The sequence below is a fragment of the Microbacterium trichothecenolyticum genome (genome assembly GCF_041938625.1).
Lineage (GTDB): Bacteria > Actinomycetota > Actinomycetes > Actinomycetales > Microbacteriaceae > Microbacterium > Microbacterium trichothecenolyticum_D.
The window spans coordinates 4,087,164-4,105,779 of the sequence record NZ_CP169427.1 but is presented as its reverse complement, the minus strand read 5'-3'; the positions used below and the strand labels follow the sequence as shown (position 1 = coordinate 4,105,779).

13 protein-coding genes are annotated in these 18,616 nt (G+C 70.2%); 4 read left to right on the top strand and 9 right to left on the bottom strand.

Annotation, left to right across the window (positions count from 1 at the left end; all coding sequences use genetic code 11):
- Positions 1-3 precede the first annotated feature (3 nt).
- The 6 genes from ACEYYH_RS19000 to ACEYYH_RS18975 form a co-directional block, all read right to left on the bottom strand.
- A complete protein-coding gene (locus ACEYYH_RS19000) occupies positions 4-993 on the bottom strand; it encodes a serine hydrolase domain-containing protein (RefSeq protein WP_374975858.1) in 990 nt (329 codons plus the stop codon).
- The gene (locus ACEYYH_RS18995) at positions 990-2,459 is read right to left on the bottom strand and encodes a rhamnulokinase family protein (protein ID WP_374975857.1); all 1,470 of its coding nucleotides are present in this window, start codon (positions 2,457-2,459) and stop codon (positions 990-992) included. Before ACEYYH_RS18995 ends, ACEYYH_RS19000 begins: the two co-directional genes overlap by 4 nt.
- Positions 2,456-4,492: a bifunctional aldolase/short-chain dehydrogenase gene (locus tag ACEYYH_RS18990; RefSeq protein WP_374975856.1), complete on the bottom strand. Its 2,037-nt coding sequence runs from the start codon at positions 4,490-4,492 to the stop codon at positions 2,456-2,458. The genes ACEYYH_RS18995 and ACEYYH_RS18990 overlap by 4 nt, the downstream gene beginning before the upstream one ends.
- A 95-nt stretch (positions 4,493-4,587) precedes the next feature.
- Positions 4,588-5,493, bottom strand: coding sequence for an alpha/beta hydrolase fold domain-containing protein (locus ACEYYH_RS18985; RefSeq protein WP_374975855.1), 906 nt, complete (start codon positions 5,491-5,493; stop codon positions 4,588-4,590).
- Positions 5,494-5,687: 194 nt separating this feature from the next.
- Positions 5,688-6,854, bottom strand: coding sequence for an L-rhamnose isomerase (gene rhaI, locus ACEYYH_RS18980; protein WP_374975854.1), 1,167 nt, complete (start codon positions 6,852-6,854; stop codon positions 5,688-5,690).
- Complete coding sequence (locus ACEYYH_RS18975; RefSeq protein ID WP_374975853.1) at positions 6,851-7,246, bottom strand: L-rhamnose mutarotase; 396 nt, start codon at positions 7,244-7,246, stop codon at positions 6,851-6,853. The genes rhaI and ACEYYH_RS18975 overlap by 4 nt, the downstream gene beginning before the upstream one ends.
- 181 nt (positions 7,247-7,427) lie before the next feature.
- Here ACEYYH_RS18975 and ACEYYH_RS18970 point away from each other — a divergent pair, with 181 nt between their 5' ends.
- Entirely contained in the window at positions 7,428-8,210 is a 783-nt protein-coding gene (locus tag ACEYYH_RS18970) for a nucleotidyltransferase domain-containing protein (protein WP_374975852.1), read from the top strand.
- A gap of 12 nt (positions 8,211-8,222) precedes the next feature.
- Here the strand turns inward: ACEYYH_RS18970 and ACEYYH_RS18965 are convergent, their stop codons facing one another.
- From ACEYYH_RS18965 to ACEYYH_RS18955, 3 genes are all read right to left on the bottom strand, one after another.
- Positions 8,223-9,140, bottom strand: a complete 918-nt coding sequence (locus tag ACEYYH_RS18965; RefSeq protein WP_374975851.1) for a carbohydrate ABC transporter permease — start codon at positions 9,138-9,140, stop codon at positions 8,223-8,225.
- The gene (locus ACEYYH_RS18960) at positions 9,137-10,069 is read right to left on the bottom strand and encodes a carbohydrate ABC transporter permease (RefSeq protein ID WP_374975850.1); all 933 of its coding nucleotides are present in this window, start codon (positions 10,067-10,069) and stop codon (positions 9,137-9,139) included. Before ACEYYH_RS18960 ends, ACEYYH_RS18965 begins: the two co-directional genes overlap by 4 nt.
- Positions 10,070-10,150: 81 nt before the next feature.
- Positions 10,151-11,473: an ABC transporter substrate-binding protein gene (locus ACEYYH_RS18955; RefSeq protein ID WP_374975849.1), complete on the bottom strand. Its 1,323-nt coding sequence runs from the start codon at positions 11,471-11,473 to the stop codon at positions 10,151-10,153.
- Positions 11,474-11,739: 266 nt separating this feature from the next.
- Here ACEYYH_RS18955 and ACEYYH_RS18950 point away from each other — a divergent pair, with 266 nt between their 5' ends.
- From ACEYYH_RS18950 to ACEYYH_RS18940, 3 genes are all read left to right on the top strand, one after another.
- Positions 11,740-14,427, top strand: a complete 2,688-nt coding sequence (locus ACEYYH_RS18950; RefSeq protein WP_374975848.1) for a family 78 glycoside hydrolase catalytic domain — start codon at positions 11,740-11,742, stop codon at positions 14,425-14,427.
- 59 nt (positions 14,428-14,486) lie between these two features.
- On the top strand, positions 14,487-17,312 hold the full coding sequence (locus ACEYYH_RS18945) for a family 78 glycoside hydrolase catalytic domain (protein ID WP_374975847.1): 2,826 nt from the start codon (positions 14,487-14,489) through the stop codon (positions 17,310-17,312).
- Positions 17,313-17,390: 78 nt separating this feature from the next.
- Positions 17,391-18,398 (top strand): LacI family DNA-binding transcriptional regulator, encoded by a 1,008-nt coding sequence (locus ACEYYH_RS18940; RefSeq protein WP_374975846.1) that lies wholly within the window; start codon positions 17,391-17,393, stop codon positions 18,396-18,398.
- The last annotated feature ends 218 nt before the right edge of the window (positions 18,399-18,616 follow it).

Genomic DNA, 18,616 nt, shown 5'->3' with positions numbered 1-18,616 from the left:
CCGTCAGCGCCCCGCGACCACCGCGTTGTCGAGCTCGTCCGCGTCGACGCCGGGACGCTCGGCCTGGTTCGTCAGCAGCACCCATGCGACGCCGGCGGTCGGGTGCACCCAGAACTCCGTGCCCGCCCAGCCGGCGTGGCCGTAGACGTCGCGGTCGATCAGACCCGGCGCGCGCGTGCGCAGGTTGAACGTGAAGCCCCAGTCCTGGCCGCGTTCGGCCGGGTATGGCTCGAGCCGCGGGATGTCGCCGGTGAGCGGGCGTCGCATCATGTCCAGTGTCGCCGGCTGCACGACGCCGCCGGCTTCGCCCTGCCCGATGCGCAGCAGCGCCGAGCCGAGCGCGAGCAGATCGCCGGCCGTGCCGATCATGCCGGCGCCGGGATTACGGTGGCTCGCGAACCCGACCATGTCGAGGCCCAGGCGCTCCGCGTCGACGACGGTGTGCGGATCCACGGCCGGGTCGAGCGTGAAGCCGGATGCGCCGAGCGCGGGAGCCCACGCCGAGACGTCGGCATCCCATCCCCGTCCCGTGGTGTGCCCGACGAGCTCGGCGATGCCGTCGAACGCCACCGTGGAGTAGCGCGAGGCGGTGCCGGCGGCGAAGTCGCGGCCTGGAGCGAGGAGCGCGGTGCGCAGCCCGCCCGCCGGATCGAGCGTCGGCTCGGGGATGCCCGCCGTGTGGCTCACGAGATGGCGCAGGCGCACGACATCGTCCCTGCCGGCTCCGAACTCGGGCAGCGCCGCGCTCAGCGGCGTCTCGGTCGTCAGGAGTCCGCGCTCGATCGCGCGCGCGGCGGTGAGGCCGGTGAGCACCTTCGTGATCGAGAACAGCCAGTACGGATCCTCGACCCGCGCCGCGCGCCCGTCGGTCCTGCCGAACGCGTCGAGCGCGGCCACGCCGTCGGCGGTCGCGATGCCCAGCACCGCGCTGGGCAGGCGCCCCGCCTCGACGTGGCCCCGGGCCCAGTCGAACGCGGCCGCGTAGCCGGTCACGATCGCGGCTCGTAGCGCTCGGGAGAGACGGATGCCGCCACCACGCGCCGCAGATCCTCCAGGGTCGCGTCGGGGCCGAACCAGCCGTGGGCACGGGCCTGCACGAGCACGTTGCCGAGCGCGGTCGCCTCGACGGGTCCGGCGAGCACGGGGAGGCCCGAGCGGTCGGCGGTCGCCTGGCACAGCAGCCGGTTGAGAGCGCCGCCGCCGACGATGTGGATCACGTCGATGTCGCGGTCGGTGAGCCGTCCGGCGGTCGCGACGGCGTCGGCGAAGGCTTGCGCGATGCTCTCGACGATCGTCCGCGCGAACGCTGCGCGGCTGGCGGGCACCGGGGCGCCGGACTCGCCGAGCACCGCCGCGATGCGGGCGGGCATGTCGCCGGGAGCCGACAGGCGTGCGTCGTTCGCGTCGAACAGCGGGATGTCGTCGTCGACGGAGGCGGCAGCATCCAGCAATCCCGGAAGGTCGATCGCCGCGCCGTCCTCGGCCTCCCACGTGCGCACGGCCTCGCTGAGCAGCCACAGGCCCGTGACGTTGTGGAGGAAGCGCACACGCCCGTCGACGCCGCCCTCGTTCGTGAAGTTCGCCTCGCGGGCCGCGTCGCTGACGATGGGCTCGTCGAGCTCGACACCGACGAGACCCCATGTGCCGCACGAGATGTACGCCGCGTCGGGCGTGCTGAGCGGCACCGCGACGACGGCCGACGCCGTGTCGTGCGAGCCGACCGCGATCACCTCGAGCGCAGCGCCCACGCGTTCGCGCGCCTCGCCGCGCAGTGTGCCGAGGCGGGCACCCGCGTCGACGAGGACAGGGAGGACGGATGCCGGGATCCCCAGCCTCGCCGCGAGGTCGAGGTCCCACTCGCCGGTGGTCACGTCGACCAGGCCCGTCGTCGACGCGTTGGTGCGCTCGGCGACCCGTGCGCCGGTCAGCAGGAACGCGACGAGATCGGGGACGAGCAGCGCGGAGCTCGCGTCCTGCAGCGCCGCCTCCACGACGTACTGGTAGAGCGTGTTGAACGGCAGGAACTGCAGTCCGTTGCGACGGTAGAGCTCGTCGAACGGCACGCGACCGTGCACCATCTCGACGCCGCGGGCGGTGCGCTCGTCGCGGTAGTGGAACGGCTCGCCGAGCAGCTCCTCGCCGTTCACCAGGCCGTAGTCGACCGCCCACGAGTCGATCCCGATGCTCGCGATGCCCGGCTCCCGCCGGAGCGCCTCGGTGAGGCCTTCCACGATGTGCCGGTACAGCGCGGTGAAATCCCAGTGCAGCTCGCCGTCGGCGCCGGGTACGGGACCGTTCGGGAATCGCGACACCTGCTCGAGGCGCAGCATCCCGTCGTCCACGTAGCCGAGCATGACGCGCCCGCTGGTCGCGCCGAGGTCGACCGCCGCGACGACGCCGCCGCTCCGCGACGGGGCGTTCGCCGCCCCGGTCGCTGAGCCTGTCGAAGCGTCTGTCATCGCAGGAACGCGGCGGCGACGCCGGAGTCGACGGGGATGTGCAGGCCCGTGGTGCGCGAGAGCTCGGGGCCGGTCAGGACGTAGACCGCGTCGGCGACGTTTTCGGGCACGACCTCGCGCTTGAGGATGGTGCGGTTGGCGTAGAACTGGCCGAGGTCCTCTTCCTTGACACCGTAGGTCGCGGCGCGGTTGGCGCCCCAGCCGGCGGCGAAGATGCCCGAGCCGCGGACGACGCCGTCGGGGTTGATGCCGTTCACGCGCACGCCGTGCTCGCCGAGCTCGACCGCGAGCAGACGCACCTGGTGGGCCTGGTCGGCCTTCGTCGCCGAGTACGCGATGTTGTTCGGGCCGGCGAAGACGGAGTTCTTCGACGAGATGTAGATGACGTCGCCGCCGAGCTTCTGGTCGATGAGGATCTTCGCGGCGGCCTTCGAGACGAGGAACGAGCCCTTGGCCATGACGTCGTGCTGCAGGTCCCAGTCCTTCTCTGTGGTCTCCAGCAGCGGCTTCGACAGCGAAAGGCCGGCGTTGTTGACGACGAGGTCGACCCCGCCGAACGCGAGCACCGCGGCGTCGAACGCGGCCTGGATCGCGTCGGCGTCGGCGACGTTCGCGGCCACGCCGATGGCGACATCGGTGTTGCCGAGCTCGGCCGCGGCCGCCTGCGCCTTCTCGAGGTCGAGGTCGGCGACGACGACGCACGCGCCCTCGGCGGCGAGACGGGTCGCGATGGCCTTGCCGATTCCGGATGCCGCACCCGTGACGAGTGCGATGCGGCCCTGGTGCGTCTTGGGCTTGGGCATCCGCTGCAGCTTGGCCTCTTCGAGGGCCCAGTACTCGATGCGGAACTTCTCGGCGTCGGAGATCGGCGTGTAGGTCGACAGCGCCTCGGCGCCGCGCATCACGTTGATCGCGTTGACGTAGAACTCGCCGGCGACGCGCGCGGTCTGCTTGTTCGCGCCGTACGAGAACATGCCGACGCCGGGGATGAGGACGATGAGCGGGTCGGCGCCGCGGATCGCGGGGGACTCGGCGGTGGCGTGCGCGTCGTAGTACGCCTGGTAGCCGGCGCGGTACTCCTCGTGCAGTTCCTTCAGGCGCGCGAGGGAGTCCTCGACCGAGGCGTCGGCGGGGAGGTCGAGGATGAGCGGCTTGACCTTGGTGCGCAGGAAGTGGTCGGGGCAGCTGGTGCCGAGCGCAGCCAGTTCGGGGGCGCGCTCGGACGCGAGGAAGTCGGTGACGACCGCGGCGTCGGTGAAGTGGCCCACCATCGGCTTGTCGGTCGACGCGAGACCGCGGATGGTCGCGGCGAGTGCGGCGGCCTTGGCGCGGCGCTCGGTCTCGGGGAGGGCCTCGAAGCCGGCGCGCACGCCGCCGAACGGGTCGGCTTTGCCGTTGGCGTCGATGTAGGCCTGGGCGGTCTCGATGATCCAGAGCGAGTTCTCCTCGGCCTCCTCGGACGTGTCGCCCCAGGCCGTGATGCCGTGCCCGCCGAGGATCGTGCCCAACGCCTGCGGGTTCTTCTCCTTGATCGCCGCGATGTCGAGGCCCAGCTGGAAGCCGGGACGACGCCACGGCACCCACACGACCTTGTCGCCGAAGATCTTCGCGGTCAGCTCCTCGCCGTCCGCGGCGGTCGCGATCGCGATGCCCGAGTCGGGGTGCAGGTGGTCCACGTGCGCCGCGTCGACGAGGCCGTGCATCGCGGTGTCGATCGACGGCGCCGCGCCGCCCTTGCCGTGCAGGCAGTAGTCGAACGCGGCGACCATCTCGTCCTCGCGGTCGACGCCCGGGTAGACGTCGACGAGGGCGCGCATGCGGTCCAGGCGCAGCACCGCGAGACCCGACTCCGTCAGCGTGCCCAGGTCGCCGCCCGAGCCCTTGACCCACAGCAGCTCGACGGGCTCGCCGGTGACCGGGTCGGTCTCGGTGCCCTTGGCCGAGGTGTTGCCGCCGGCGTAGTTGGTGTTCTTCGGGTCGGCGCCGAGGCGGTTCGACCGCGTGATCAGGTCGGTGACGGCCGGATTGGTCATGATTGCGTTCCTTCGTTCGGTTTGTTCACCTGTCACGATGTGCCGGTCGCGGCGGTCCCTTGCGACAGGGGAGCGGAGTGCTTTCGGCTCGCCTGTCACGATCTGCCGGGTGCGCCGGCACGTCCTGACGGGGGAGCAGGGGAGGAGGGGGTCGACGGGTTGGGAGGCGAGGACGACAGGGCGGCGAGGCGGGTTGCGAAGCGGTCGATGGTGACGGATGCTGCGGCCTCGTGTGGGCGGTTCAGATGGCCGTGCTCGGTGCCGAGCTCGGCGACCACCTCGACCGAGCGTCCTGCGGCGATGAGAGACGCGGCGAACGCCTCGCCGGAGACGCGGAGCTCGTCGACGTCGCCGTTCACCATGAGCGTCGGCGGGAACTCCACGAGGTCGACGGGTCGCGCGAGCCCCGGTATCGCGCCGAGCGGGGCACGATCGACCGGACCACCGAGATAGTTCTCGTACATGGCGCGCACCATGTCGGGGCCGAAGCGATCGGCCTCGGGCTGCGCGTCGAGCGCGGCCCGCAGGGCGGCATCGGGCGCCGGCTGCACGGCGAGCAGTGTCGGATAGGCGAGGAGCACGAGGGCGGGAAGCGTCGCGCGGCGCTCGATCAGGCGCAGTGTCGCACCCGCGGCGAGGTTGCCTCCGGCACTCGTCCCGCCCATGGCGATGCGGCCGGCGTCGATGCGGAGGCGGCCGGCGTTGCCTGTGACCCACGACCACGCGGCGAGCATGTCGTCGGAGGCGGCGGGGTAGTGGTGTCCGCCGGAGCGGCGGCCCGCAGCATCCCATCCCGCCGGAACAGGGGCGAGGCGGTAGTCGACCGACACGACCGTCGTGCCCCGCGCGGCGAGCTGGGAGGCGACCCAGTCGGACTCGGGCATGTCGAGGTCGCCGAATGCGAACGCGCCGCCGTGCGCCCAGACGAGTCCGGTGCCGTTCGGCTCGCGTGCCGGATAGACGCGGACGAGTCCGTCGGCTGCGGAGTACGGCTCGCTCATTCGGATCCTTCGGTGGATGCTCCGCAGTAGCTTTCTGCGGGTTCGGTTTCGTGCTACTCGCAGTCTCTGACTGCGGAGCTGCCGGTCTGGTGTTGCACCGGGAGCGCGGGGATCGGCATCCCGCGCCCCCGGTGGGTCTGGTCCGCGTCAGCGGCTGGGGGTCTGGGGCGAAGCCCCAGAGGGAGCTGGGGGGCTTACGCGCCCCAGCCGGCCTGCGTGCCGCCGACGCGGTCCGCGGCGATCTTCTGCTGGTAGCCGGATGCCGCGTACGCGGCCATCGGGTCGGCGGCGAGTCCGCGCGACTCGCGCCATTCGGCGAGCGCCGGGCGCACGTCGGTGTAGAACGCGTCCATGAAGACCGCGTTCGCGCCGAGCACGTCGTTCGCGGCCTGCGCGGCGGCGAGGGCGTCGCGGTCGACGAGGAGCGCGCGGGCGGTCATCTCCTGAACGTTGAGCACCGAGCGGATCTGGCCCGGGATCTTGTCCTCGACGTTGTGGCACTGGTCGAGCATGAACGCCACGTCCGGGTTGTTCAGGCCGCCGCCGCGCACGACCTCGAAGATGATGCGGAACAGCTGGAACGGGTCGGCCGCGCCCACGATGAGGTCGTCGTCGGCGTAGAACCGCGAGTTGAAGTCGAACGAGCCGAGCTTTCCGAGACGCAGCAGCTGCATGACGATGAACTCGATGTTCGTGCCCGGGGCGTGGTGACCGGTGTCGAGGCACACCATCGCCTTGTCGCCGAGCGACGCGACCTGGGCGTAGGACGTGCCCCAGTCCGGAACGTCGGTGTGGTAGAACGCCGGCTCGAAGAACTTGTACTCGAGCACGAGCCGCTGCTCGTCGCTCAGGCGGTCGTAGATCCTCTGGAGCGACTCCTGCAGGCGGTCCTGCCGGGCGCGCATGTCGCCCTGGCCCGGGTAGTTCGAGCCCTCGGCGAGCCAGATCTTGAGGTCGCGCGAGCCGGTCGCATCCATGATGTCGATGCACTCGAGGTGGTGGTCGATCGCCTTGTTGCGGATGCGGTCGTCGTGGTGCGTGAGTGCCCCGAACTTGTAGTCCTCGTCCTGGAACGTGTTCGAGTTGATGGTGCCCAGGCTCACCCCGAGGTCCTCCGCGTGACGGCGCAGGTCGGAGTAGTCGTCGACCTTGTCCCACGGGATGTGCAGGGCGACGCTCGGCGCGAGCTTCGTGTACGCGTTGACCTGCGCGGCATCCGCGATCTTCTCGTACGGGTCGCGCGGCGTGCCGGGCGTGGTGAACACGCGGAAGCGCGTGCCGGAGTTGCCGAACGCCCAGCTGGGCAGCTCGATGCCCTGGCCTTCGAGTGCGGACTGGATGTCGGGTGACAGCGTCGTCATGATGCGTTGCCTTCTTCGGTGGTGTCGGTCGCCGTGCCACGGGCGGCGGCGAGTTGGTCGTGGAGGTTGAAGACTTCGGTGAGGGGGGTGGCCGCCTGGTCAGGGCGCCCCTCGAGGCCGACGAAGAATCGGCCCATCTCGGCCTCCCATCGGGCGGCGACCTCGGAGTTCGCGAGGTAGGTCTGGGCAGCCTCGTCGTCGTCCGTCTCGTAGTAGCCGATGAGGCGCCCGCCGTCACCCAGGAAGAGCGAGTAGTTGCGCCGGCCGGAGGCGGCGATCTCGGCGAGCATCTCGGGCCACACCGGGGTGTGGCGGGCGATGTACTCGTCCAGCAGTTCGGGCCTCACCGTCAGCTGGAAGCAGACGCGCTTCGTCGCGGTCGTGCTGGTCATGAGTCGGACGCCTCTCGGGTGGGCGGTGATGTCGGCTACGACATCACCGGATAATGAATCGTTTCAACAATAGAGGTCGAATACGCTTTCCGCAAGTGGGAGAACGCTTTCCGTAGAACGGTGCGCCGTGGGCGGCGGTGTGTCGATAGCGTGAGAGCCGATTCGACGCGAGGGAGCACGGATGGAGCATCAGGAGCGGGCGCTCGCCGCCTATGTGGATTCGGTGCGCGACCAGCCCGGAGTGCTGGGAGTGGTGCTCGTGGGATCGGTCGCCCAGGGCAGGGAGCGCGAGGACTCCGATGTCGACGTGTATCTCGTCGTCGACGAGGAGCGCTTCGCCGCGGAGACCACGCAGGGCCGCTTCGCCTGGGTCGAACGACGGGACCTGGACTACCCCGGCTCGTACATCGACATCAAGCTCGTGAGCCCGTCGTACCTCGCCACGGCCGTCGACAGGGCCGACGACCCGACGCGGGCCTCCTTCCTCGGCGCCCGGGTCGCGTGGAGCGTGCTCGCGGGTCTCGACGAGACGATCGCTCGCATCGTCGAGCGTCCGGACGAGGCGTGGGACGACCGTGTGCGCTCGTTCGTCGCGCAGGCGCACCTCTACGGCGGGTACTTCCTGCGCCAGGCGGTCGAGCGTGGCGACGGATTCCTCCGCCGCCACGCCGGACTCCATCTCGCGCTGGCTGCCGCGCGTGCTGCCCTGGCGGCGAATCGCGTGATGCTCCCCGGCCCCAAGTACGTCTCGAAGCTGGTGCACGCGGTTCCGACGCCCGACGGCTTCGTCGCGGCGTGGAGTCAGGTCGTCGATGAACCCGGCATCGAGTCGGCCGGCGAGCTGATGCGCATCCTCGACGAGTGGGTCGGGGACGGCCTCACCCCTGACGAGGCGCTGTCGACGTTCATCCGCGACAACGAACTCGCCTGGCTCCGCGGGACCGTGCCCGCGGAGTTCTGGTGAAGCCACCGCCGATCACCCCTTGACCGCTCCGCTGGTCATGCCCGCGACGATCTGCCGGTTGAAGAAGATGTACATGATCAGCGGCGGGATCGTCGTGAGCAGGACGTACATGAAGAGCAGGTTGAACTGACTCACGGTCTGGCTCTGGAAGTTGTACAGGCCGAGCTGGACCGTCGGGTAGTCGTTGCCGGGCAGGAAGTACAGCGGGCCCTGGAAGTCTCCGTAGACGAAGACGGCCTGGACCACGATGACGGTGACGATGACGGGCTTGAGCAGCGGCAGGACGACCGTGAAGAACAGGCGCATGGGTCCGGCGCCGTCGATGATGGCGGCCTCGTCCAGCTCCTTCGGGATCGTGGCCACGAACGCGCGGAACAGCAGGACGCAGAACGCGAGTCCGAAGGTCGCCTGGATCAGGATCATCCCGGGGATGGTCTTGAAAAGCCCGACACCTTGCAGCACCCAGATGGTCGGCACGACGGCCGGTGGCACGATGAGGGCCGCCAGCACCATGAAGTTGATGTACGCGTTGAGCTTGGTGCGCTTGCGCTGCAGCACGTAGCCGACCATCGCGGCGAGCACGACCATGATCGCGCACGCGAAAACGGTGATGACGGTCGTCCACAGGAACGCCCACAGCACCTGGTAGTCGTTCTTCTCGAGCACTTCGACGAGGTTCTGCCAGAACAGCCACTCGCTGGGAAGGCTGAACTCGACGAGCCCGGCTTCTTGGGGGCTCTTCGCGGACTGCAGGAACACGAAGACGAAGGGCAGCAGGAAGATCACGACGGAGGCGATGATCGCAATGATCCCGACGAGATACTTCCGCATCCATCGCCGCACCGTCATCGGACGGCGATCCTCCTTGGGGCGACGACCGCCGCGGAGCTTGCGGGCATCGGCGGTCGTGAGGGTCTCTGTGACGGTCACAGCTCCGCCTCCCTTCTGTTCAGGAACCAGGACACCGGAACCATGACAGCGATCACCACGAGGAACAGGATCACGTTGCCTGCGGTGGACAGCCCGAAGAAGCCGGCCTGGTACTGCTTGTAGATGACCGAGGCGATCACGTCGCTGGTGAAGCCCGGCCCCCCCTTGGTCATCGCCCAGATCAGGTCGAATGAGCGGAGGCCGCCGATCAGGGACAGGATGATGACGGTCGCGGTCGCCGGGCGGACAAGCGGCAGGGTGATGTTGCGGAACACCGACCATGAACCGGCGCCGTCCATGCGCGCCGCCTCGAAGTACTCGTGCGGGATCGCGACGATGCCGGCCATGAAGATCAGGGTCGCGATGCCGACGCCCTTCCAGATGTCCACGCCCGCGACGGTCAGCAGCGCGAGGTTCGGGTCGGTGTACCAGCCGGGCTCGGGCAGGTTGAAGAAGCCCAGCACGTTGTTCACCACGCCGTGGAAGGGGTCGAGCAGCGCCTTGAAGGTGAGGCCGACGCCGATCGTCGAGACCAGCACCGGGAAGAACACCACGGCACGCAGGTAGCCGCGACCGAGGGTCGGACCCGTCAGCAGCAGCGCGAGCGCCAGGCCGAGAACGACCTTCGCGGCCGAGGTGACGAACCCGTAGATGAAGGTATTGACGAAGCCCTGGACCAGCTGGGGCTCCTGGAAGAACTGCACGAAGTTGTCGAAGCCGATGAACTGGACGTCGAAAAGGGTCCAGCGCGTCAGCGAGAAGTAGAACGACGCGAATGTGGGCACCGCGAAGAACACGATGAACAGCACCGCGGCGGGGATGTAGAACCAACTGGGGTACGGGCTGCGAATTCCCTTGCGCTTCTTCGGCGCCGGGGTGCGTGCCGTGGCGGGTGGGGCCGCTCCGGTCGGCGCGACTGCGGTCGTCATGTTCACTCCTTTGTGAAGCGGGGCCGGCGGCGTGGCCACCGGCCCCGATCTAACTCTGATTTCAGTGGAACGGCTGCTCGATCACCAGCCCTCGAGACCCAGCTGCTGGGCCTGCTTCTTCACGTCCTCGTCGTACTGGGCCGCGCCCTCCTCGGGGCCGGTGATGCCCGAGCCCACGGCCACGGTGATGTTCTCGAGGTTCGGTCCCTTGATCGGCGAGAGGAACTCGAGCGCAGATCCGGTCGCACCGGAGTCGAAGTACGCCTGGATGTCGTTGACCAGGTCGGGAACATCGTCGGGCAGCGTGCAGGCGCTGGTGACGTACGGGCCGGCGATGGAGCCGCCCTCGTTCTGCACCTGGCAGCCCTCTTCGGAGTTGGCGAACGCCACGAACTTCTTGGCGGCCTCGAGCTTGTCGCCCTCGGTGGTCTTCGCGATGTAGATCGCGTTCGGCTGCCACATCGTGATCGCGGTGTCGGCCGCGTCGGCTGCCGGCAGAGCGAACACACCGATGTCGTTGACGTTGTCGGGGTAGTCCTGCTGAACCGCCGAGATCGTCGCCGACAGCATCGGGTACTGCGCGCCGGCACCGGTCGCGAGTGCGCCCATCGCCTGCGCGTTGGTCATCGACGCGAAGTCCTCGTTGAGCAGACCCTTCTCGAACACCTCCGCGCCGTGCGTGAAGCCTGCCAGGGCCGGCTCCTCGACGTACTTCGCGTTCGGGTCATTGGCGGTGTACTCCTCGGCCCAGTCGGGGTTGACCGCCGAGACGTTCGCGAAGTCTCCGAGCACGAACAGCTGGCTCGTCCACGTGTCGCCGAACGACTGCAGGATCGGGGCGACACCGCCGCCCTCCGCCTTGATCTTCTCGCTGTTGGCGATGAACTCATCCCAGGTCGTCGGGATCTCGAGACCCAGCTGCTCGTAGACCTTCTTGTTGTAGAGCACAGCCCCGGCGAACGACGTTCCCCACGGGGCTCCGTACAGGCCGTTGTCGGTCGAGACGACCGCCTTGAAGTCGTCGGTCAGATCGCTGACCCAGTCCTCGTCGCTCAGGTCGACCATCGTCTGGTCGGGGTTCAGCGCCTGCATGAGCGAACCCGAGTTGTAGTGGAAGACGTCGTTCATCGAATCCGTCGAGAGCTTCGTCTTCATCAGGTTGTCGCCCTCGGTGCCGCCGGGCTGCGTCTCGAGCTTGACCGTGATGTCGGGGTTCGCCTCCTCGAACGCGGCGATCAGCGCCTTCGCCTGGTTGGTGTTGGCGTCGTCGCTCTGGGTGAGATAGCTGATCTCGACCGTGCCGTCGTCGGAGCCGCCCCCGGCGCTGCACGCGGCGAGCGGCACGGCGAGTGCCACGATGCCTGCTCCCGCGAGGAGCACTCTCCGGGTAGAAGAGCTCTTCATCTTTACCTCCTTGTAAAGCCGAGCGGATGGTCCGCCCACGCTGCCGGATTCCCTGGTGCTGCGTTGATCGGTTCCAGGGCCCAGGTGGCATTGAAACCATTCAACTCTCGTAAGGTACGTCCGTTTCGAGGCCGGGTCAACAGTGGGTCGCGATTCGAGCCGTCACGATTGTGTAACGGTCTACACTTCCATTGACAAGAACCATGAATCGTTTCACGATGGGTGAGCGGGTCGGCGACGCGGCCGACCGCCGAAAGGACCCAGCCATGACGGCTCTTCCCTCTCCCGCTGCAGTCGACGCCGCCGTGCGCGCCATCGGGCTGCGCACCCAGCACGGCGACGGACTGCTCGGCGTGCCGCGCACCGGCCTGCGGCTGAGCTGGCGTGCCGAGAGCGACGATCCCGATGCCCGCCTCGTCGGGTACCAGCTCCGCGAGGGCGCCGAAGGCGCCGAGCCGACCGCCGCCGAGCCCGTCGCCGATCCCCGGTCGGTCGGCATCGCCGTCGCCGGCGATCTGGGGCCGCGCGAGCGCCGCGCCTTCTCGGTGCGCGTCGCGACGCAGCGCGGCTGGAGCGCGTGGAGTGCGCCACTCGTGGTCGAGGCCGGCGTCGACGGCTCCGAGCTCGCAGCATCCGTCATCGGGGCCGATACGCCCGCGGACGGTCCCGTCCCACTCCTGCGCACCGAGTTCGTCCTCAAGAGAGCGCCGCAGACCGCACGCCTGCGCCTCAGCGCCCTCGGCCTCGTCGACGCCTGGATCAACGGCGTCCGCGCGACCGACGCCCTCCTCACCCCGGGCTGGACGTCGTACCAGGAGCGCATCCTCGTCGACACGCTCGACGTCACGTCCCTCCTGCGCCCCGGCCCGAACGTCATCGTGCTCGCCGTCGCCGACGGCTGGTACCGCGGCAGCTTCGGCTTCGCCCGCCGCCAGGCCATCTACGGCGACCGCACCGGCGCGCTCGCGCAGGTCGAGGCCGACGGCGAGGTCGTGTGCTCGACGGATGCCTCGTGGCAGACCGGTTTCGGACCGCTCCGCAGCGCGAGCATCTACGACGGCACCTCGACCGACCTGCGCCTCGACGACCCCGCCGTGCACGAGCCCGGGTACGCGGGCGAGGGGTGGGTCGCAGCATCCATCGTCGACATCGACTTCGCGCGATTCGAGCCGCGCTCGGCGCCGCCGGTGCGCGTGGTCGCGGAGCTGCCGATGGCGCCGACGCCGCACGGCGGACGCACACGACTGGACGGCGGGCAGAACCTGTCGGGCTGGGTGCGCCTGGTCGTGCGCGGGAGCGCAGGCGATGTCGTCACCGTGCGTCACGCCGAGGTGCTCGAGCCCTCCGGTGACCTGCACGTCAAGGCGCTGCGGTCGGCGAAGGCCACCGATGTCTACACGCTCGACCGCGACGGCGAGCACACGCTCGAGCCGGCGTTCACGTTCCACGGCTTCCGCTACGCCGACGTCCAGGGCGCCGAGGTGGTCTCGGCGACGGCCGTCGCGATCTCGAGCGACCTCGCGCCGCGCAGCACCTTCTCCTCGTCGCACGAGGCGCTCGACCGGTTCCACTCGAACGTGTTCTGGTCGCAGCGCGACAACTTCGTGTCGGTGCCCACCGACTGCCCGCAGCGCGACGAGCGCCTCGGCTGGACCGGCGACGCGCAGGCGTTCGCCGCGACGGCGAACACCCTCATGGACACCGAGTCGTTCTGGATGTCGTGGCTGCGCGACGTCGAGATCGACCAGACCGATGAGGGCGGCGTGCCCGCGGTCGTGCCCGACATCATCCGTCCGCAGGACATGCTGATGGGCGGGGTGCCGACCGAGAACATGGGCCGGGCCGGATGGGCGGATGCGGCGACCATCGTGCCGCTCGCGGTCTACGAGTCGTACGGCTCGACCGAGGTGCTCGCGCGGCAGCGCAGCAGCATGCGGCGGTGGGTCGAGCACCTGCGCCGCCGCGCCGGCGACGGCGTCGTGCTGCCCGGCGGCGACTTCCAGTTCGGCGACTGGCTCGACCCGGACGCCCCGGGCGAGCGGCCCTGGGAGGCCAAGGTCTCGAGCGAGTTCGTCTCGAACGCGTTCTATTCGTGGTCGGCCCGACTGCTGTCCCGGGCGGAGCGCATCCTCGGTGACGGCGACAGCGCCGATGACTACGAAGCCCTCGCCGACCGCGTCGGCGCAGCGACCTTCGAGCGCTGGGGTGACGAGGCGATCCGCACGCAGAGCGGTGCCGCGATCGCCCTCGAGTTCGCGCTGGCGCCTGCCGAACGCCGAACTGAGATCGCCGACGCGCTCGCCGAGAACGTGCGTCGCGAGAACGGACGCATCGCGACGGGCTTCCTCGGCACGCCGCTCGTGCTGTTCGCGCTGTCGAACTCGGGCCACCTCGACGAGGCGTATCGCATGCTGCTCCGGCGCGAAGCCCCGTCGTGGCTCTACCAGGTGGACCGCGGGGCGACCACGGTGTGGGAGCGCTGGGACGCGATCCTGCCCGACGGCAGCATCCACTCCGGCGCCATGGACGCCCTCCCCACCGAGGACGCCTCCGAAGACGACACCGGCATGCTGTCGTTCAACCACTACGCGTACGGCGCGATGATCGACTGGGTGTACCGCACCGTGGCGGGACTGGCTCCGGATGCTGCCGACCCCGGGTATCGCACCGTGCACGTCGCTCCGCGCCCGGCGGTGGGGCTCGAGCACGCCTCGGCGTCGATCCAGACCCCTCAAGGGCGGCTCGCGATCGACTGGCGCGTCGACGGCGACGTCTTCGAGGCCACCCTCGAGGTGCCGTTCGGCTCGCGGGCCGTGCTCGACCTGCCGGTGACCGCCGGTTCAGCCGCGACCGTCGACGGCGCTCCCGCCCCCGCCGAACTCGGCCACGGCACGCACCGCATCGCGGTCACCGCGCCGGCCATCGCGACACCGGGCGCGGTCGTGCCCGCCTGATCGCAGCATCCGTCCACAGAACACTCAAGAGCCACACACCAGACCCTTCAAGGAGTGCCATGAGCGGCCCCGTTCCCCACATCGTCATCGACGCGCCCTACGGCAGCGACGTCGTCGCCTCGCCGGTCCCCGAGATCGGCTGGCGCACCGAGACAGACACCTCCGACTGGCTGCAGGCGGGTGCCGAGGTTGAGATCACCCGAGCCGGCGAGGTGTCGTCGCACCGCGTCGAGGGCCGCGCGTCCACGCGGATCCCGTGGCCGTTCGCTCCGCTCGCCGCGCGCGAGGAGGTGTCGCTGCGCGTGCGGGTCACCGGCGTCGACGGCTCCACGGGCGACTGGAGCGAGCCGCAGCGCGTCGTCGCCGGGTTCCTCGCCGAGGGCGAGTGGCAGGCGGTGACGATCGGCCTCGGCGAGCCGGCCGAGAACGCGCAGCCCGCGTACCTGCGCACCGAGTTCGACGTGACCGGCCCGGTCGCGCGCGCCACGCTCTACGCGACGGCGCTCGGCGTGTACCAGGTGGCGATCGACGGCGTCGACGTCGACGACCAGGTCATGAAGCCCGGCTGGACGCCCTATGCGCACCGCACCATCCACGAGACCACCGACGTCACCCGCCTCCTCACGCAGGGCCGCAACGCGATCGGGGTGCGCCTCGCCGGCGCGTGGGCGACGGAGAGCTTCGGGTTCCGCGAGAACGCGCGGCCCCTCTACGCCGACCAGCCCCGCTTCGCGGCGCAGCTGCTCATCGAGTACACCGACGGGTCGGGCCGATGGATCGTGACGGATGCCGCCTGGCAGGGGTCCACCGGACCGATCACGGCCAGCGGGCTCTACGCGGGCGAGGACCACGACGCCCGGCGGGCCCTCGTGGACGCCGACGGCCATGGCTTCGCCGAGGCGGGCTACCGCGCCGAGGACTGGGCGCCGGTCGCCGAACTCGACGCGCTGCGTACGCCCGAGGCCCGCGTGTCCCCCTTCGTGCGTCGCATCGAAGACCTCGCCGTGCGCGAGGTCATCACCACCCCGAGCGGCAGGACCGTCCTCGACTTCGGACAGAACCTGGTCGGCCGCCTGCGGATCCGGGTGTCGGGTCCCGCGGGCACCGTGATCACGCTGAAGCATGCCGAGGTGCTCGAGCACGGCGAGCTCGGCACGCGGCCGCTGCGCGCCGCTGCCGCGACCGACCACTACACGCTGGCAGGCGAGGGCGTCGAGGAGTGGGAGCCGGAGTTCACCTTCCACGGCTTCCGCTACGCCGAGATCGAGGGGTGGCCCGGGGAGTTCGACCCGTCGTCCGTCACCGCGGTCGTCATCCACAGCGACATGGAGCGCACCGGCTGGTTCGAGGCATCCCATCCCCTCGTCAACCAGCTGCACGAGAACATCGTGTGGGGGCTGCGCGGCAACTTCCTGTACCTGCCCACCGACTGCCCGCAGCGCGACGAGCGCCTCGGCTGGACGGGCGACATCCAGGTCTTCGCGCCGACCGCGTCGTTCCTCTACGACGTGCGCGGGTTCCTCGATTCGTGGCTGCGCGACCTCGCGCTCGAGCAGGTCGACGGCGTGGTGCCGTTCGTCGTGCCGAACGCGCTCGGCGTCGCCCGCCCCGCCGCCGCGTGGGGCGATGCCGCGACGATCGTGCCGTGGGTGCTGCACGAGCGATACGCCGACGTCGCCACCGTCGAGCGCCAGTACCCGAGCATGAAGGGCTGGGCGGACGTGCTGATCCGCCTGGCCGGCCCGCGCCGGCTGTGGGAAGGCATGTTCCAGTTCGGTGACTGGCTCGACCCCGACGCGCCGCCCCACCTGCCCGCGAACGCGAAGACGGATGCCGACATCGTGGCGTCGGCGTACCTCTTCCGGTCGGCAGATGCCGTCGCGCGCGCCGCGGCCCTCCTCGGAAAGGACGACGAGGCACGGGAGTACGCGCAGATCGCGGAGGAGGTGCGCGCCGCGTTCCTCGCCGAGTACGTGACACCCGCCGGGCGCATGATGTCGGACGCGCAGACCGCGTACGCGATGGCGATCGTGTTCGACATCGTCCCCGCCGACCAGCAGGAGGTGCTCGGTGCGCGGCTCGCCGAGCTCACGCGACTGTCGGGCTACCGTATCAGCACCGGGTTCGTGGGCACGCCGATCATCCAGGACGCCCTGACGCGCACCGGCAACCTCGAGGCCGCACGCCGCCTGCTGGTGCAGACGGAGAACCCGTCGTGGCTGTACCCCGTCACCATGGGCGCGACCACCATCTGGGAGCGGTGGGACTCGATGCTTCCCGACGGGACGATCAACCCGGGCGAGATGACGTCGTTCAACCACTACGCGCTCGGCGCCGTCGGCGACTGGCTTCACCGCGTCGTCGCGGGCCTCGCGCCTGACGCGCCGGGATACGAGCGGATCCGCATCCAGCCACGCCCGCTCGCCGAGTTCGACCACGCGTGGGCCGAGCACCTGACGCCGTACGGCACCGCGCGTGCGGGCTGGTCGCGCCGGGACGGCGTCGTCCGCGTCGAGGCGACGGTGCCGCCCAACACGACCGCCGTCGTCGTGCTGCCCGACGGCGGCGAGCTCGAAGTCGGCTCTGGAGCCCACGCCTGGGAGGTCGCCGACACCGCGCCGGCGGCCGCCGCCTCGCGCATCGGCCTGGACTCGACGCTCGCGGCCGTCATCGACGACCTCGAGGCGTACGAAGCCATCGGCCAGGTGCTCGAAGCGTCGAGCCCCGAGGCCGCGCACGGCTTCCGCACGCACACGAAGTGGTCGGACGCCCGCGAACTCGGAGAGGCGCTCTTCATGCACGCAGGCCCCGAGACGCAGCAGGAGATCGCTGCACGGCTCGCCGCGCTGTCGGCGGAGCGCGAGGAGGCGACCGCTAATGCGTGAGCCTGTCCGGGGCGAGCGCGAGGCCGCTTGCCCCGTGCCCTACACTCGCGGGAAGCGGATCTGAACACTGGGGGAGCAATGGTGGTGAGCGTGCGCGATGTCGCGGCTGCGGCATCCGTTTCCGTCGGCACGGTCTCGAACGTGCTCAATCGTCCCGAGAAGGTGTCGCCCTCGACCGTCGAGCGCGTGACGCAGGCGATCGAGGAGCTGGGCTTCGTGCGCAACGACGCCGCGCGGCAGCTCAGAGCCGGTCGCAGCCGCAGCATCGCGCTGATCGTGCTCGACGCCGGCAACCCGTTCTTCGCGGAGGTCGCACGGGGCGCGGAGGACCGCGCCGCCGAGGCCGGGATGAGCGTGCTGCTCGGCAACAGCGACGAGCGCTCCGACCGCGAGGAGGCCTACCTCGAGCTCTTCCGCGAGCAGCGGGTGAACGGCGTGCTCGTCACACCCGTCGCCGGCGACCTCGCGGGCCTCGCCCGTCTGCACGCCGGCGGGGTCCCGGTGGTGCTCGTCGACCATGAGGACGCCGAACGGGCGTTCGGCTCGGTGTCCGTGGACGACGTCGAGGGCGGCTACCTCGCGGCGTCCCACCTGCTGTCGATCGGACGCCGCCGCATCGCGTTCATCGGCGGTCCCCGCACGATCCGCCAGGTCGCGGACCGCCTCGAGGGCGCGCGCCGTGCCGTCGCCGAGGTGGACGGGGCGAGCATCGAGGTCGTCGAGATGTCGGCGCTGTCGGTGCTGCAGGGGCGCGAGGCGGGGGAGCTCCTCCGCGGCCGCGCCCCTGCCGATCGGCCGGACGCGGTGTTCGCGGCGAATGACCTGCTCGCCGTCGGCGCGCTGCAGGCGTTCACGCTGATGGCCGACGTGCAGGTGCCGCGCGACATCGCACTGATCGGGTACGACGACATCGACTTCGCGTCGGCGACCGTCGTGCCGCTGAGCTCGATCCGCCAGCCCGCGCACCTCATCGGCTACACCGCCGTCGACCTGCTCCTCAAAGACCTCGAAGACCCCGAGGGCGATCACCCGCGCACCGTTCGCTTCCAGCCGGAGCTCGTCGTGCGGGAGTCGACCGCGGGCTGAGCCGTCTCCCATTCTGGCGAGTCGCCAGGTTCGGTCGTTCTCACGGGTGTTCTTGGCGAGTCGCCAGGAGCTGAATCGAGCCGTGCGCGGTCGCGAATTTGGCGAGTCGCCAGGTTGGGCGGTGCTCGCGGGCGCTTCTGGCGAGTCGCCAAGAACTCCGCGCGCAGCGTGAGGTGTCGAGTTCGCGGGGTGGGCTGGGGCGGACGCGCGGGTCGCGC

Excerpts from the sequence above, each read along its gene's own strand:
- ACEYYH_RS18995 (WP_374975857.1), bottom strand. The coding sequence starts at position 2,459 with ATGACAGACGCTTCGACAGGCTCAGCGACCGGGGCGGCGAACGCCCCG.
- ACEYYH_RS18990 (WP_374975856.1), bottom strand. The coding sequence starts at position 4,492 with ATGACCAATCCGGCCGTCACCGACCTGATCACGCGGTCGAACCGCCTC.
- ACEYYH_RS18985 (WP_374975855.1), bottom strand. The coding sequence starts at position 5,493 with ATGAGCGAGCCGTACTCCGCAGCCGACGGACTCGTCCGCGTCTATCCG.
- rhaI (WP_374975854.1), bottom strand. The coding sequence starts at position 6,854 with ATGACGACGCTGTCACCCGACATCCAGTCCGCACTCGAAGGCCAGGGC.
- ACEYYH_RS18975 (WP_374975853.1), bottom strand. The coding sequence starts at position 7,246 with ATGACCAGCACGACCGCGACGAAGCGCGTCTGCTTCCAGCTGACGGTG.
- ACEYYH_RS18970 (WP_374975852.1), top strand. The coding sequence starts at position 7,428 with ATGGAGCATCAGGAGCGGGCGCTCGCCGCCTATGTGGATTCGGTGCGC.
- ACEYYH_RS18960 (WP_374975850.1), bottom strand. The coding sequence starts at position 10,069 with ATGACGACCGCAGTCGCGCCGACCGGAGCGGCCCCACCCGCCACGGCA.
- ACEYYH_RS18955 (WP_374975849.1), bottom strand. The coding sequence starts at position 11,473 with ATGAAGAGCTCTTCTACCCGGAGAGTGCTCCTCGCGGGAGCAGGCATC.
- ACEYYH_RS18950 (WP_374975848.1), top strand. The coding sequence starts at position 11,740 with ATGACGGCTCTTCCCTCTCCCGCTGCAGTCGACGCCGCCGTGCGCGCC.
- ACEYYH_RS18945 (WP_374975847.1), top strand. The coding sequence starts at position 14,487 with ATGAGCGGCCCCGTTCCCCACATCGTCATCGACGCGCCCTACGGCAGC.
- ACEYYH_RS18940 (WP_374975846.1), top strand. The coding sequence starts at position 17,391 with ATGGTGGTGAGCGTGCGCGATGTCGCGGCTGCGGCATCCGTTTCCGTC.